12 protein-coding genes are annotated in these 14,119 nt (G+C 65.6%); 5 read left to right on the top strand and 7 right to left on the bottom strand.

The window, feature by feature from the left end; all coding sequences use genetic code 11:
• Nucleotides 1–23 precede the first annotated feature (23 nt).
• Nucleotides 24–3,515: a non-ribosomal peptide synthetase gene (locus tag ASH04_RS12725; protein WP_057473661.1), complete on the bottom strand. Its 3,492-nt coding sequence runs from the start codon at nt 3,513–3,515 to the stop codon at nt 24–26.
• A gap of 285 nt (nt 3,516–3,800) precedes the next feature.
• Here ASH04_RS12725 and ASH04_RS12720 point away from each other — a divergent pair, with 285 nt between their 5' ends.
• On the top strand, nt 3,801–4,844 hold the full coding sequence (locus tag ASH04_RS12720) for an ABC transporter substrate-binding protein (protein ID WP_057473660.1): 1,044 nt from the start codon (nt 3,801–3,803) through the stop codon (nt 4,842–4,844).
• Here the strand turns inward: ASH04_RS12720 and ASH04_RS12715 are convergent.
• On the bottom strand, nt 4,831–5,256 hold the full coding sequence (locus ASH04_RS12715; RefSeq protein ID WP_027495809.1) for an HIT family protein: 426 nt from the start codon (nt 5,254–5,256) through the stop codon (nt 4,831–4,833). The genes ASH04_RS12720 and ASH04_RS12715 overlap by 14 nt on opposite strands.
• A gap of 91 nt (nt 5,257–5,347) precedes the next feature.
• Between ASH04_RS12715 and ASH04_RS12710 the strand changes: the two genes are divergently transcribed.
• Nucleotides 5,348–6,139, top strand: coding sequence for an HAD-IIA family hydrolase (locus tag ASH04_RS12710; protein ID WP_057473659.1), 792 nt, complete (start codon nt 5,348–5,350; stop codon nt 6,137–6,139).
• A gap of 46 nt (nt 6,140–6,185) precedes the next feature.
• Here the strand turns inward: ASH04_RS12710 and purB are convergent, their stop codons facing one another.
• The gene (purB, locus tag ASH04_RS12705) at nt 6,186–7,610 is read right to left on the bottom strand and encodes an adenylosuccinate lyase (RefSeq protein ID WP_032367933.1); all 1,425 of its coding nucleotides are present in this window, start codon (nt 7,608–7,610) and stop codon (nt 6,186–6,188) included.
• Nucleotides 7,611–7,726: 116 nt separating this feature from the next.
• Here purB and ASH04_RS12700 point away from each other — a divergent pair, with 116 nt between their 5' ends.
• Together ASH04_RS12700 and ASH04_RS26530 are read left to right on the top strand one after the other, a co-directional pair.
• On the top strand, nt 7,727–8,377 hold the full coding sequence (locus ASH04_RS12700) for a DsbA family oxidoreductase (RefSeq protein WP_057473658.1): 651 nt from the start codon (nt 7,727–7,729) through the stop codon (nt 8,375–8,377).
• Nucleotides 8,374–8,520, top strand: a complete 147-nt coding sequence (locus tag ASH04_RS26530) for a hypothetical protein (protein ID WP_155289570.1) — start codon at nt 8,374–8,376, stop codon at nt 8,518–8,520. Before ASH04_RS12700 ends, ASH04_RS26530 begins: the two co-directional genes overlap by 4 nt.
• Before the next feature lie 26 nt (nt 8,521–8,546).
• Here the strand turns inward: ASH04_RS26530 and ASH04_RS12695 are convergent, their stop codons facing one another.
• Complete coding sequence (locus ASH04_RS12695) at nt 8,547–9,194, bottom strand: TetR/AcrR family transcriptional regulator (protein ID WP_032367536.1); 648 nt, start codon at nt 9,192–9,194, stop codon at nt 8,547–8,549.
• A 58-nt stretch (nt 9,195–9,252) separates the two neighbouring features.
• Here ASH04_RS12695 and ASH04_RS12690 point away from each other — a divergent pair, with 58 nt between their 5' ends.
• The gene (locus tag ASH04_RS12690; RefSeq protein WP_235579999.1) at nt 9,253–10,266 is read left to right on the top strand and encodes a GntG family PLP-dependent aldolase; all 1,014 of its coding nucleotides are present in this window, start codon (nt 9,253–9,255) and stop codon (nt 10,264–10,266) included.
• Nucleotides 10,267–10,331: 65 nt separating this feature from the next.
• Here the strand turns inward: ASH04_RS12690 and ASH04_RS12685 are convergent, their stop codons facing one another.
• From ASH04_RS12685 to purD, 3 genes are all read right to left on the bottom strand, one after another.
• Nucleotides 10,332–11,480: a pyridoxal phosphate-dependent aminotransferase gene (locus ASH04_RS12685; protein WP_057473656.1), complete on the bottom strand. Its 1,149-nt coding sequence runs from the start codon at nt 11,478–11,480 to the stop codon at nt 10,332–10,334.
• Between the two features lie 224 nt (nt 11,481–11,704).
• Nucleotides 11,705–12,541: a DUF559 domain-containing protein gene (locus tag ASH04_RS12680; protein ID WP_032386388.1), complete on the bottom strand. Its 837-nt coding sequence runs from the start codon at nt 12,539–12,541 to the stop codon at nt 11,705–11,707.
• Between the two features lie 264 nt (nt 12,542–12,805).
• A complete protein-coding gene (gene purD / locus ASH04_RS12675; protein WP_057473655.1) occupies nt 12,806–14,056 on the bottom strand; it encodes a phosphoribosylamine--glycine ligase in 1,251 nt (416 codons plus the stop codon).
• Nucleotides 14,057–14,119 lie beyond the last annotated feature (63 nt).

Raw genomic sequence — 14,119 nt, 5'->3', positions numbered from 1 at the left:
GTCCTCCGGGAATGCGAAGCGGGTCAGGAATGGTGTTCGAGCGCGGCCGACAGTTCGTCCTCCGACATCGCTTCGACCGACAGGAAGATCTCGGCGGTGGCCTCGAGGAATTCTGCGTCACCTTCTGCGCCGATCATCCGGTCCGCGAGCCCGGCCACGGTGGGTGCCGCGAACATCATGCGCACGGTGACCGACGTGATGTCGAAGGACTCGCGAATGCGGGCGACGATGGTCGTCGCCAGGACGGAATCGCCGCCGAGCGCGAAGAGCGTGTCCGTCACACCGATGCCGTCGACCCCGAGTACCTTCTGCCAGATCAGGGCGAGGGCGCTTTCGAGGTGAGTTCTGGGCGCAATCCGGGCATCGACCCGTTCGCTTTCTCCCGCTGCGCGACACAGCCGGACGACGGCAGCGGAGTCGATCTTGCCGTTGACGGTCAGCGGCAGCGCGGAGACCGTCACGATCTGCTCCGGCACCATGTGCGCTGGGAGACGCTCGGCGGCCCTGGCCCTCACGGCCGCTACCGTCTCACGGGGATCCGCGTCTCGATCGGTCGGCACCACGGCGGCCAGCAGGATCGGAGCTGCGGTGCGGTCGACAACGGCTGCGGCACTGGCCACCTCGTGATCCGCGGTGAGTGCCGCTTCGATCTCTCCGAGTTCGATCCGAAATCCGTTGATCTTGATCTGGTTGTCCACACGGCCCACGAATTCGACCATGGAGCCGGTCTCGGCCATCGAGCCGGGGCAGTACCGAACCAGGTCTCCGGTGCGGTACCAGCGGTAGCGGTCGGCCTCGACGAAGCGCTCGTTCGTACGCTCGGGATCGCCCAGATAGCCGTCGGCGAGACCGACGCCCGCGACCCACAACTCACCGGGCACCCAGTCCGGCACCTGGTTCCCACGCGCATCGACCACCCGAAGAGCCGTCGACGCGAGCGGCACCCCGAACGGGACTGTGCGCCAGTTTGGATCGACGTCCACGACCTCACAGATGCTGTTGTGGATCGCGGTTTCCGTAGCGCCACCGAGTCCGGCGAACCGACATCCGGGAACCGCCGCCGTCAGCCGCCGGTAAAGGTCGATACTCACCTTGTCGCCGCCGAGCATGACGACCTCGAGCGAACCGCCCACATCGTCACCGGTGGACAGGATCATGTCCAGCAGCGGGGGCACGCAGCTGATCACCGTGACGCGATGCGCACGAATCAGCGCGGCCCAGCGCTGCGGATCCTTGCGCTCGTGTTCCTCGATGAGCACGGCCGTACCGCCGGCCGCGAACACCGAGAACAGGTCGAACGTGCACAGGTCGAAGTCCAACTCGGACAGGCACAATGGACGGTAGCCCTCGTTCAGGTCGAAACGTTCGACCAGATCCATGATCGTGTTCATCGCGGCTCGATGCGAGACCACAACACCTTTCGGTTCACCCGTGGAGCCGGAGGTGAAGATCATGTACGCGGGCGCGGTGTCGGGGCCGAGGTGCGGGGCGGGCCGAGGCTCACTCAGGATCGCGTGGGACACCGCGAGACCGTCGTCGCCCGACCCGCCGATCGTCACCGTGAACCCCGCTTTTCGGGCGATCAGCGCAGCACGGCTCGACGGTTGGTCGACGCCGATCGGTACGTACACCCCGCCCGCGGCGAGCACACCGAGAACTGCGACCACTTGATCGGGCCCCTTCGGCAGCGTCACCCCCACCGTGTCGCCCACCCCCACGCCGCGATCGGTCAGCGCAGCAGCTACTTTCAGAGCACGATCTCGTAGGTCTCCGTACGTCATCGACCCGTTCTCGCCCCACTCGAGCGCCAGCGCGTCGGGATGCTGCGACGCGCGATCGAAGAAGGCGCGGTGCAGAGTCTCGTTCCCGGCCGACTGCGATGCGTCCGTTCGGGGTACATCGGCTGCCGGAGTTCGCGACATCAGCTGACGCGGTGGAACCAGCTGACCCACAGGCTCCGCCCACACGGAGTCACCGTCGACCACGAGTGCGCGAACCAGCGTCTCGAACGCGTCGAACATCGCGTCGGGAACTCCTGGGAGGAACTCGTTCTCGCGTATGTCCCAGTTGACCAACACGCCACCGTCGAGTTCGGTGATCTGCGCGTCGAGAACCACCTGCGGCCCCTGCGACATGATCCACACCGGATCACCGAAGACCTGCCGCGCGCGAGCGTCGAACAACTCGCCCAAACCGAGCGCGCTCGTGAAGACGACGGGAGCCAGCACCGGCTCTCCTCGACGGCGGCCGAGGTCGCGTAGCACCTCGACTCCGGAATAGTCGGCGTGCGAGGCGTCTTCGTGCAGTCGGGACCGGATCCGACGGGAACGTTCGACGAACGAGAGCGGCTCGCTCAGATCGACTTCCAGCATGACCGACGACGAGAAGTCACCGATGAGATTCTCGACGTCGGGATGCGTCGGAGCGCGATCGAACATGGGCACGTTGAGCAGAAACCGTTGTTCACGAGACCAGGCACCGATCACCTCGGCGAACGCCGTGGCCACTGCCACCGCCGGGGTGACTCCGTGGGCTCTGGCGTGCGTCTGGAGATCGCCGTATGCCGCGGAGTCGAGATGAAATGCCCGACGCAACGCTACCGGAGCGCCCGAATCATGTTCCAGCAACGGAAGAGTCGGCGCACCGGGCAGTGAGTCGACGCGCTCGGACCAGTAGCGTTCGGCCTGAGCACGGGCGCTGCGTCGATCGATCGGGCGATCGGCGAGGTACCGCGAATAGCTGTACTCGATTGCCCGGAGGGGATCGCCGTCGTAGGCCCGCGCCAGGTCTGCAACCAGAATACGGAAACTCACTGCGTCGCCGGCGATCATGTCGATGTCCAGGTGCAGACGCGTGCGACCGTTCGGCAGGAGCGACAGATCGGCCGAGAACATCTCGCCCGCTTCGATATCGAGCATCTGGTGGGTCAGACGGAGCCGCGTTTCTTCGAGGCGGTCGGTCGGGTCGGACTCGGATCGTAGGTCGTGGACCGTCAACCCGCGCCACCCCGAGGTCGGTTCGATGCGCTGCTGTCCGTTGTCCGAAATCCGGGCCCGCAACATCTCGTGCCGTTGCGCGACGGCATCGAGCGCCGCACGTAGTCGATCGGGATCCACTGCCTCGCCGTCGAATTCGGTGTAGAGATGCGGTGCGACCCCGCCGAACCGCTGCTCGGCACTGCGCCCGATCCAGTAGGCGTGCTGCAACAGTGCGAGATCGAACTCCGACGTGTCCGGTTCGACCAGAGTCGATTGCCGCTCGGGGTTTCGGGAACTCGATTCGGCCGAACCACCGATCAGTTCGGACCAGGCAGAAATGTTCGGCTGCGCAGCGAGCTCGGCAAACGTCACCGTCGACCCCTGCTTGCGGAATCTCCCGACCAACCGCATCAGAACGATCGATTCGAGACCGAGCTCGAACAGATCCGCGTCCATCGACACAGCCCCGGGTTCCGCACCGATCAGTTCTGCAACCACCGCCCGCAGTTCGTCCCGTCCGATTCCCCGCTGATCCATCCGGTGAGTCCCCTTCGATCGACTGTGTTGCGTATGCGCGCGACCAGGCGATATCCAGAGCCCGTCCATAAGGAAAGGCTACCCTCGCTTAGTCGACCCTGAGGAGGCTAGCATCTGTGGGCCACCGCGAGGAGGGTGCCCTCGGCCCCTACCTCGACACCAGGAAGAACGGCGCTCCACTCGACATCGGCCATCTCGGCCTCGACGAAAGCAGACACGTGACACCGACTTCGGGCAGATTCGGCTCCGCACCCCGGCGCCCTCACCGGAGGCATCGCGGTTCTCGTGCTTCTCGCCGCTGCCGCGTGCAGCAGTGGCACCACCGGCAGCGACGACGCCGGCACCCAGACCGTCGACCTGAACGCGAACCCCGCCGCGTGCAGTGCGAACGACCGCGTCGATTCGGTCGACCGAGCGTCCGGACCGTTCACGTACACCGACGGCCGCGGACGGACCGTGTCCCTCGATGCACAACCGACCAGAATCATCGCCGACGAGGAATCCGCCGCTGCGCTGATGTCGTACGGAATCAAGCCGATCGCCATCTGGTCGACAACGCCGATGGGCACCAGCCCGATTCTGAGTTGCTCCGATCTGACGGGCATCGAATCGGTCGGCGAGACCTGGGGCACCTTCGATTTCGAGAAAGCCGCCAGCCTGGACCCGGATCTCGTCATCGGTGAGTTCAACCCGAGATTCGGCCAGTTCGGCAAGTTGACCACGACGGCCGATTCGTCCAAGGCCGACACGATCGATCGGATCGCTCCCACCCTGGGGGTCACCTTGGACACGACGTCGACCGCGAAGACCATCGAGAACTACGCCGGGTTGGCGTCGTCGCTCGGCGTCGACCTCGACACCCCACAACTGGCAGACATCAAGTCCGACTACGACGCTGCTGTCACCAACTTCAAGAAGGTTGCGTCCGAACGTCAGGACCTCACCGGAGTCGGCGTCTGGCCACTCGACGTCGCCTACGTACTCGATCCGTCGGCGGATCCCGACTTCAGCGACTACGAAAGCTGGGGCCTGAAGATGTACACCCCCGACGGCACCGACGACGGTTACTGGAAGAAGGTGTCCTGGGAGAACGTGTCGAGTGTCGATGCCGATGTCGCGTTCGTCTACCACGACGTTGCCAACGCATCCGACGTGAAGCTTGCCGACATCCCGAGCCGTTACCCCGGCTTCGACACCATCTCCGCCGTCGAGAAGCAACAGATGGTGCTGTGGGACTACGGCGCCAACAAGAGCTACAGCCGCTACACCAACACCATCGACGTCTACGCCGACGCACTGTCCAAGGCGCAGAAGGTCACTGCCGAGTAAGCGCGGCCGCGATCTCGGCCGCCAGTCGGTCGAGTTCGGATCGATGCGGCGACGACGGCCGAGCCCGCAGGCCGAATCCGTCGCCGATCATGCGCGGGATGACGTGCAGATGCACGTGGAAGATCTCCTGACCTGCCACCGTGCCGTCGGCGAGGAACAGGTTCACCCCGGCGACCCGCGGATTACTCGCTCGCACAGCGGCAGCCACCTTCTGCCCGACGACGAACAGATGCGCACCGATCTCGGGCGGCAACTCGGCCAGCGTCCGATACTGCTGCTTGGGCACCACGAGCACATGCCCGGTGGTGAGAGGCCTGATGTCCATGAACGCGATCGCGGTGTCGTCCTCGTGGACGCGCGACGCCTCGGCGGTCCCGGCAATGATCTCGGAGAAAATCGTGTAGGGGTTCACGGCATCGAGCCTAGGCGTGAGCGCAGACTGCACGAACTACACCGCGACTGCTGAAACTGCGCGACTCACTCGACCCGACTACTGTTTGCCGATGAGCATCGGCGGGGTTCTCTTCGACATCGACGGCGTACTCGTCACGTCGTGGCAGGCGGTACCCGGAGCAGCCGCGACGCTGAAGTACCTGGACAACAACGACATTGCACGCGCGTTCCTGACCAACACGACCTCGAAGACGCGCGAGCAGATAGCGGCGGCATTGCGCGACGTCGGACTCGACGTCCATTCCGACGAGATCGTCACCGCCGCGTCGCTCACCGCGGATCATCTACGCGAGAACTACCCGGATGCTCGGGTGGTCATGATCAACAACGGCGAGATCGCGGCCGATATGCCGGGCATCGAATTCGTCGACGAGTCGTCCGTGGATCCGGATGTCGTGGTCGTCGGCGGTGCCGGCCCGGAGTTCACGCACGAGCGGCTCAGTCGCGTCTACGACTGGCTGTGTCGCGGCATTCCCGTCGTCGCGATGCATCGATCGTTGATGTGGAGTACCGGTGGCGGGTTGCGCATCGACACCGGCATGTACCTCGCCGGGATGGAGCAAGCGTCCGGACACGCCGCGAAAGCCATCGGCAAGCCCGCTCCCCTGGGCTTCCGCACGGCGTCCGAGCGGATGGGCGTCGACCCGGACGACGTCGTCATGGTCGGCGACGACCTCGACAACGACGTCCTCGCCGCTCAGGTCGTCGGCATGACCGGTGTTCTGGTGCGCACCGGAAAGTTCCGTCAGGACGTGCTGGATCGACGCATCACCGACGAATTCGCGATGGAACCCGATCACGTGATCGATTCCGTCGCAGACCTGCCCGACGTCCTGATGTGAGTGGAAACTCGTAGCCCACTACGAGTTTCCACTCACAACAGAGAACTCAGAGAATCGGCGACGGGCTGTAGGCCGCACCGGCTGGGAACTTCGCGATCAGCCGCTCCACGGCCGAGACGACCGCACTGACCTGTGCGTCCGCTGCACCGACGAAGGCCGTCTTGTCGGCCAGCGCCGCATCGAGTGCAGCGCGGTCGAGCGGTAGGCGGTCGTCGGCAGCCAGGCGATCCAGCAGGTCGGGCTCGAGTCCCTGCTCACGCATGGCCAGCGCGACGGCGACGGCGTGTTCCTTGATCGCCTCGTGCGCGGTCTCTCGGCCGACGCCTGCACGTACGGCGGCCATGAGCACCTTGGTCGTCGCGAGGAACGGCAGGTAGCGATCCAGTTCCTTGGCGATGACGGCGGGGTACGCCCCGAACTCGTCGAGCACGGTCAGGAAGGTCTCGATGAGACCGTCGATGGCGAAGAACGCGTCGGGCAGCGCGACGCGACGCACGACGGAACAGAAGACGTCGCCCTCGTTCCACTGAGCTCCGGCGAGCTCGGCGGCCATAGATCCGTAGCCGCGAAGCACCACCTGCAGGCCGTTGACGCGTTCGCACGAGCGCGTGTTCATCTTGTGCGGCATCGCCGACGACCCGACCTGGCCGGGCTGGAAGCCCTCGGTGACCAGCTCGTGGCCCGCCATCAGACGGACGGTGTGTGCGAAGGACGACGGCCCGGCACCCACCTGGACCAGCGCGGACACGACCTCGTGATCGAGCGAGCGGGGATACACCTGGCCGACGCTGGTGAGCGTGTGCCGAAAGCCGAGATGATCGGCGACGATGCGCTCGAGCGCGACGAGCTTCGCGGAGTCACCGCCGAACAGATCGAGCATGTCCTGCGAGGTGCCCATCGGGCCCTTGATGCCGCGCAGTGGGTAGCGCGCGATCAGTTCCTGCAGCCGGGACAGCGCCAGCAGCAGCTCGTCGGCGGCCGACGCGAAGCGCTTGCCCAGCGTGGTGGCCTGGGCGGCGACGTTGTGGCTTCGGCCGGCCATGACGAGGGAGGAGTATTCGGCGGCGCGTTCGGCCAACCGCTTCGCCACGGCGACACCATGGGTGTGGACGTGCTCGAGCGACCGCAGAATCTGCAGCTGCTCGACGTTCTCGGTCAGGTCGCGGCTCGTGAGTCCCTTGTGGATGTGCTCGTGACCGGCGAGGGCATTGAACTCCTCGATGCGAGCCTTCACGTCGTGCCTGGTGACGCGCTCCCGCTCGGCGATGGAGGCCAGGTCGACCTGGTCGGCGACAGCCTCGTAATCGGCGATGGCCGCGTTGGGCACGTCGACTCCGAGCGAGGACTGTGCGCGCAGCACGGCAATCCACAATTGCCGTTCGAGCGTGATCTTGTATTCCGGAGACCACAGCTCCACCAGTTCGGGGCTTGCGTAACGGGTGGCCAGGACATTCGGGATGCTCACGAGCATCCAGCTTACGTGGCGCAGTTGTCGGTCTCGGATGAGGTCGGACTCGAATTCGGCCGTCGGACCGAGCCTCGCCGCAGCGTGGAATAACCGCACCGCATTCCGATGTTGCAGCCGCCGTGAGCCGAACAGTGAAGGTCGACATCTGGTCCGATATCGCGTGCCCGTGGTGCTTCGTCGGTAAGCGCCGTTTCGAGGCAGGCGCTGCGGAGTTCATCGCCGATGGCGGGGCGCTCGAGGTGGAGTTCCACTCGTTCGAGCTGGCACCCGACACACCGGTCGACTTCGACGGCACCGAAGTCGACTTCCTTGTCTCCCACAAAGGCATGCCGGCCGCCCAGGTCACGCAGATGTTGGGGCAGATGACCGAGCTGGCCGCAGGCGAGGGGCTCGCGTACGACTTCGACGCCTTGCAGCACACCAACACCGTCAAGGCGCACGAACTCCTGCACTTCGCCAAGTCGAAGGGCAAGCAGGTCGAGATGAAGGAACGGCTGCTGGCGGCCTACTTCGAGGAGGGCCGCCACGTCGGACGCGTCGACGACCTCGCCGACCTGGCCGCGGAGATCGGCCTCGATCGTGACGAGGTGGTCGAGGCGCTGAAGTCCGAGGAATACCTGCCCGCCGTGCGCGCGGACAAGGAGCAGGCCATCGCCTACGGAATCAGTGGTGTGCCGTTCTTCGTGATCGACGGTCGCCTCGGTGTGTCGGGCGCACAGGAACCGTCGGTGTTCGCCGAAGTCCTGCAGAAGGCCGCGGCCGGCGCATGAGCGGCCCGTTGGAGATGGTCGGCGACTTGGAGATGGTCGGCGACGACCGCGGCCCCGTCTGCGAGGACGGTGTGTGCGAGGTGCCGCCGATCCGAGACGCAGACTCGGGCGAGAACGACTTCGGGTTGAACACGCCGGCCTGATTGACTCCGACCTGAGGGGGCCTGAGTCAATCGGCCGACACCTGTTCCGCCGGTGCCACGATGTCGATGACCGCCAACAGCATGCTCCGCGCCATTTCGCGCGGATCGGGATCCACCTCGCTGAGCGCGCCCACCACTGCACCGTCGACCACTGCCACGAGTCGTCGTAGCTGCTCTTCCTGCACGGTTCGCCCCGATCGCCGCAGCACATCGGTCAGCAGGTCGTCGATCTGGGCACGCAGCCTCAGCTGCACCTCACGAAGTTCCGGATGCCGAGCCGACGCGATGAACCGCTCGTATCTGGCGACCAGTTGCTCGTGACCGCCCTGCGGCCCGATCAGCAGGTCGACGATGAGATCGACCGTCGACTCCATCTTCTGCGAGCACTTGCCCTCGTCGTCGATACGTCCGCGCATGACGTCGATCTCGCGGGTCCCGACGACGTCGACCGCCGCGGCCACCAAGTCGCCGAGCGACTCGAAATAGTAGGTGGTCGACGCCAACGGCAGTCCGGCGCGAGCGGCCACCGACCGGTGCCGAACCGCGTCGAATCCACCCTCGACCAGCAGGTCTGCAGCCGCCGACGCCAGAGCGTGGCGGCGGCGCACTCCCTTCGGAGTCGCACCCGACACCTTGTGCTGCGACTCGGTCGGACCTGCGGACATTCCAGTCATCGTGCCAGCTCGCAGCCGTTCGTCGGACTGCTTTCGCGCTATGGAATTGTCAGTGTTCGTGGCTCATCGACCTATCGACCTCCGCTCCGACACCATCACCCGACCAGATTCGATCATGCGACAAGCAATGGCCGACGCCGAAGTGGGTGACGACGTCCTCGACCACGATCCGACGATGGCGGCGCTCGAGGAAAGAGTGGCGGATCTGCTCGGCTTCGAGGCGGCGCTGTGGGTGCCGTCCGGTTCGATGGGCAACATCATCGCGCTGATGCTCCATCTGCAGCGCGGCGATCGATTCCTGGCCCCGGAGCACGCGCACGTCCTGGGCTCCGAGCTCGGCACCGCAGCCTGGTTGGCGGGCGGAATGCCCGAGGCACTTCCCCACGACGGTGGCCCCGGACGCCCCCTTGCGTCGACGGTGCGTGCGGTAGCCGGCGGCGTCGGGCCGTACTTCGCCCTGCGGACCACATTGCTCTCGCTCGAGAACACACACAATTTCGCCGGCGGTGCCGTGTTGAGACCGGACGAGTGGGCGGAACTCGTTGCGGCCGGACGTGACTCGGGATTGAGAATTCACCTCGACGGGGCTCGGCTGTGGAATGCCGCTGTGGCACTCGATGTTCCGATCGCGTCGTTGACCACCGGCGCAGACACGGTGCAGGTATGCCTGAGCAAGGGGCTCGGCGCACCCGTCGGCTCGATGCTCGTCTCCGATGCCGCGCGAATCCACGAGGCCCGGCGTGTGCGAAAGATGTTGGGCGGCGGCGTACGTCAGGGCGGCGTTCTCGCTGCGGCAGGGCTCGTCGCCCTTGATCGAATCGGCGATCTCGCCGAGGATCACGCAAATGCCTCGACGCTGGCACGCGGCCTTCGCGAACGCGGCTGGGAGGTCGCGGAACCCCAGACGAACATCGTGCTCGCCGCCGTCGCCGATCCTGTTCGGACGGTGACCGAGCTGGCCGATCTGGGCATCGCCGCCGTCACCGTCGCCGGCAAGGTGCGCTTCGTGACGCATCGCGACGTGTCCGCCGCCGACATCGACGAGGTGCTGGAGCGGCTGCGCCGCATGTGAGCGCAGCGCTTTCCTGTCGTTCCGCAGGCTCCACTCCTGCCTCGTAGCCTGCTAGGAGTTTCCATTCACATGCGACGTAGTCGCTCCAACGCTTCTTCGACGTCGGACGTGGTGCCCGCGAACGAGAATCGCACCGTGTGGTTCCCGCGGACGGTGTCGAAGTCGACGCCGGGTGCCAACGCGACACCGGTCTCGGCCAGCACGCGGGCGCACCAACTACGAGAGTCGTCGGTGAGATGCGCGATGTCGGCGTAGACGTAGAAGGCACCGTCGGCCGGAGCCAGATCGGTGATACCCAACGCAGGCAAACCGTCGAGCAGGATCCTGCGGTTGACGGCGTACCGCTCGACATGCGAATCCAGCTCGCGGCGCGACTCTTCGGCGAACGCCGCAACAGCCGCCACCTGCGAGATCGCCGGCGGGCAGACCGTCATGTTCGATGCCAATCGTTCGACGGCCCTGCGCAGTCGGGTCGGAAGCAACATCCAGCCCAACCGCCATCCCGTCATCGAGAAGTACTTCGACACAGATCCGATTGCCACGGATTCCTTCGATGTCTCCCAGGTACTGGCCGTGTGCGCCTCGCCGTAGGAGATGCCGTGGTAGATCTCGTCGGAGATCAACAGTGTTCCGTGCTCGTCGCACCAGCGCGCGATTGCGGCCAGCTCGTCGGCGTCGATGATCGTGCCGGTGGGGTTGGCCGGACTGGCGACGATGAGCCCGGCAGGCGGCTCCGGTAGTTCGTCGAGCATCGCGACGGTGGGCTGGAATCGTGTCTCCTCCACACAATCCAGTTCGACGACGCGACAGCCCAACGCCGCCAACGTGTTTCGATACGCCGGGTACCCGGGCCTGGCCATGACGACGGTATCCCCCGCGTCGAACGCCGCGAGGAACAACAACGTGAATGCGCCCGACGACCCAGTGGTGATCACCACGTCGCCGGCCTCGACGGTGATGCCGTACCGCGTGCTGTGGTACTCCGCGATCGCTTGCCGTAGCGGCAGAATGCCCAGCGTTTCGGTGTACCCGAGCAGATGCGAATCCAGCGCGTCTCGGGTGGCGCGCAACACCGGCTCGGGTGCCCTGGTCGACGGCTGACCTGCGGCAAGCGACAGCACATCACCGTGAGTACGCGCCCGCTCGGCCGCCGCGGCGAACACATCCATCACGTGGAACGGCTCGACCTTCGATCGCTGGGATTCACTGTGCATTCCATCGACACTACTGACTAGAGTGTCCACAATTTCGCGGCAGGCATAGGATTGCGCGGGCCGAACAGGCGAGCTCACTGCCCACAATTCCGCGGCAAGCACGGGATCGCGCCTCCAGCGACAAATAGTGGACACTCAGCACAGTGGAGCCGAACAGGCGAGCTCACTGTCCACAATTTCGCGGCAGGCACGGGATCCCGCCTCCGGCCACACATAGTGGACACTCAGCTCAGTGCCTTCCGGCGACGTCGAACGGTCTCGATGATCTGGCGCACCACGGCGTCGAGGTCGGTCATCACCAGCGCGGCCGAGTATCGCAGCACGAGCCACCCGTCGAGTTGCAGTGCGTTCTGGCGCACTCGGTCGTTGGTGAACACCCCCGGCGCGCTGTGGAATTCACGGCCGTCGATCTCGATGATCACCCGGGCTCGACGGTCCAACAGATCGGCGAAGTACTGCCCCACCGCCGCGTTGATCTCGAGAAAGTAGCCTGCCGCGGTGAGTGCGCGGGCCACCAGTCGTTCCGGTTCGGAGAGCGTGCGTGGGCAGCACTGTCGCAGCTGCTTCTTCGCTTCGGTGACTCCTGCCATTCCGGCCGACTTCGCGCATTGCGGCGCCAATCCGCGTTTGCTGACGGACCCGCTGAGCGCTGCGTCGACGAACGGTTCCAGGGCTGCCCCACCGAGTGACGCCGACACGTCGACGATGCACTGCTCGATCGTCACGACAGGGAGGGTGTCGACGAAACTCGTCTCCCGAATGGTTCGACGATACGCGCGCAGCCACGAAGGGCACCGCGCTCGCGTGCTGCGGGGCACGGTGATGTGCACCTGTTCGGGTTCGTCATCGATCAGGTTCCACCACCACGCCGCAGTCAGGTGGCTGAGCACTGCATCCGGTTGCCATAACGTCGCGGCGACGCATCGGTCGCGGAACGACGGCTCTCCTGTGCAGTAGACGCCCGGCAACAGCCGGGTCAGCGTGCCGACCCTGGCCCGATAGTCGATTGCCCCTGCGCTGACGCCACTGTCGAGTAGTTGCTGCCTCGTGAATACCCCCATGGTCGAACAGCTTTGTGCTCGAGAACTGTTCGCGGGAGCCCGATCCGAGAAATGTGGACAACGCGAATGCCTGTGGACAACTGGGCTCAGCGTCCACTTTCAGCCCCGACGCTCGGGATCCCGTGTGCTATGCCAAATAGTGGACACTCAGCATACCTAGCCCCAGCAACTGGGCTCAGCGTCCACTTTCAGCCCCGACGATTGGGATCCCGTGCACGACGGCAAATAGTGGACACTCAGCACACCTGCTTTGCGTGCATCGACCTACAGCGAGATGCGCCCTTCCACGGCAGCGAGGCCGATGTCGGTGCGGAAGTGACTGCCCGGTAAACGGATTCCCGCGATCCGGGAGTAGGCGTCATCACGTGCCGCGGTGAGGTCGAACCCGGTGCCGACGACGCTCAGCACGCGTCCGCCCGCGGAGACGACCGCGCCGTCCTTCACAGCGGTGCCGGCATGCAGGACGCCTTCGCCTTCGGAGCCGAGGATCTCGTCACCGGTGCGGGGGCGACCGGGGTAGTTCTCGGCGGCGATGACGACGGTGACCGCCGCGCCGTCCTTCCAGCGCAGAGGTGCCAGTGACGCCAGCGTGCCGGTGGCCGTGGCGTTCAGCGCCTCACCCAGAGGTGAGTCGAGCAGTGCGAGTACGGCTTGTGTCTCGGGATCACCGAAGCGACAGTTGAATTCGACGACGGCCGGGCCGTCGGCACCCATCGCGAGGCCGGCGTACAGCAGACCCGAGAACGGCACACCACGCTTCACCATCTCGGCCGCAACGGGTTTCACCACATCACGGACGATCTCGTCGACCGCGCCCTCGGGCAACCATGGGAGTGGGGTGTACGCGCCCATGCCCCCGGTGTTGGGGCCGGTATCTCCGTCGCCGACGCGTTTGTGGTCCTGCGCGGGCAGCAGCGGCACCACGGTCTCGCCGTCGACGAGGCAGAACAGGGACACCTCGGGGCCGTCGAGGAACGACTCGAGCAGTACCGGGTGACCGTTTTCGAGGAGTTCGGCGGCGTGGTCGCGAGCGACGAGGCGGTCGGTGGTGACGACGACGCCTTTGCCTGCTGCGAGTCCGTCGTCCTTGACGACCCAGTTGGGGCCGAATCGGTCGAGGGCGGCATCGAGCAGTGCGGGCGAGTCGACTATTTCGCTGTGTGCGGTTCGCACGCCGGCCTTTGCCATGACGTCTTTGGCGAACGCCTTGGATCCTTCGATGCGTGCGGCGTCGGCCGACGGGCCGAACGTGGCGATGCCGGCCTCGCGCAGAGAATCGGCCACTCCGAGAACCAGGGGCACCTCGGGCCCGATGACGACGAGATCCACCTCGAGCTTCGTGGCCAGTGCTGTCACCGCCTCACCGGATGCCACGTCGACGGCGTGCTGTTCGGCGAGCGTGGCTGTGCCTGCATTGCCGGGAGCGACGAACAGTTTGTCGACCGACGGGTCGGCCTTCAACGCAAGTAGAAGGGCGTGCTCACGAGCACCGGAACCTATGACGAGTACGCGCACAGTGCATCAGACTATCTGCTCGACACCGTCGGGCCCCGCACCTGTCGTGATGCGGGGCCCGTC

This window comes from Rhodococcus sp. Leaf233, assembly GCF_001426165.1.
Lineage (GTDB): Bacteria > Actinomycetota > Actinomycetes > Mycobacteriales > Mycobacteriaceae > Rhodococcoides > Rhodococcoides fascians.
Note: the sequence above shows the minus strand (reverse complement) of the source record. Positions and strands in the feature narration are given on the sequence as shown.

What these genes read in the sequence shown, in the direction of transcription:
- purB (WP_032367933.1), bottom strand. Translation starts at nt 7,610, where the DNA reads ATGCTCGTGAGCATCCCGAATGTCCTGGCCACCCGTTACGCAAGCCCC.
- ASH04_RS12725 (WP_057473661.1), bottom strand. Translation starts at nt 3,515, where the DNA reads ATGGATCAGCGGGGAATCGGACGGGACGAACTGCGGGCGGTGGTTGCA.
- ASH04_RS12685 (WP_057473656.1), bottom strand. Translation starts at nt 11,480, where the DNA reads ATGCACAGTGAATCCCAGCGATCGAAGGTCGAGCCGTTCCACGTGATG.
- ASH04_RS12695 (WP_032367536.1), bottom strand. Translation starts at nt 9,194, where the DNA reads ATGACTGGAATGTCCGCAGGTCCGACCGAGTCGCAGCACAAGGTGTCG.
- ASH04_RS12710 (WP_057473659.1), top strand. Translation starts at nt 5,348, where the DNA reads ATGAGCATCGGCGGGGTTCTCTTCGACATCGACGGCGTACTCGTCACG.
- ASH04_RS26530 (WP_155289570.1), top strand. Translation starts at nt 8,374, where the DNA reads ATGAGCGGCCCGTTGGAGATGGTCGGCGACTTGGAGATGGTCGGCGAC.
- ASH04_RS12680 (WP_032386388.1), bottom strand. Translation starts at nt 12,541, where the DNA reads ATGGGGGTATTCACGAGGCAGCAACTACTCGACAGTGGCGTCAGCGCA.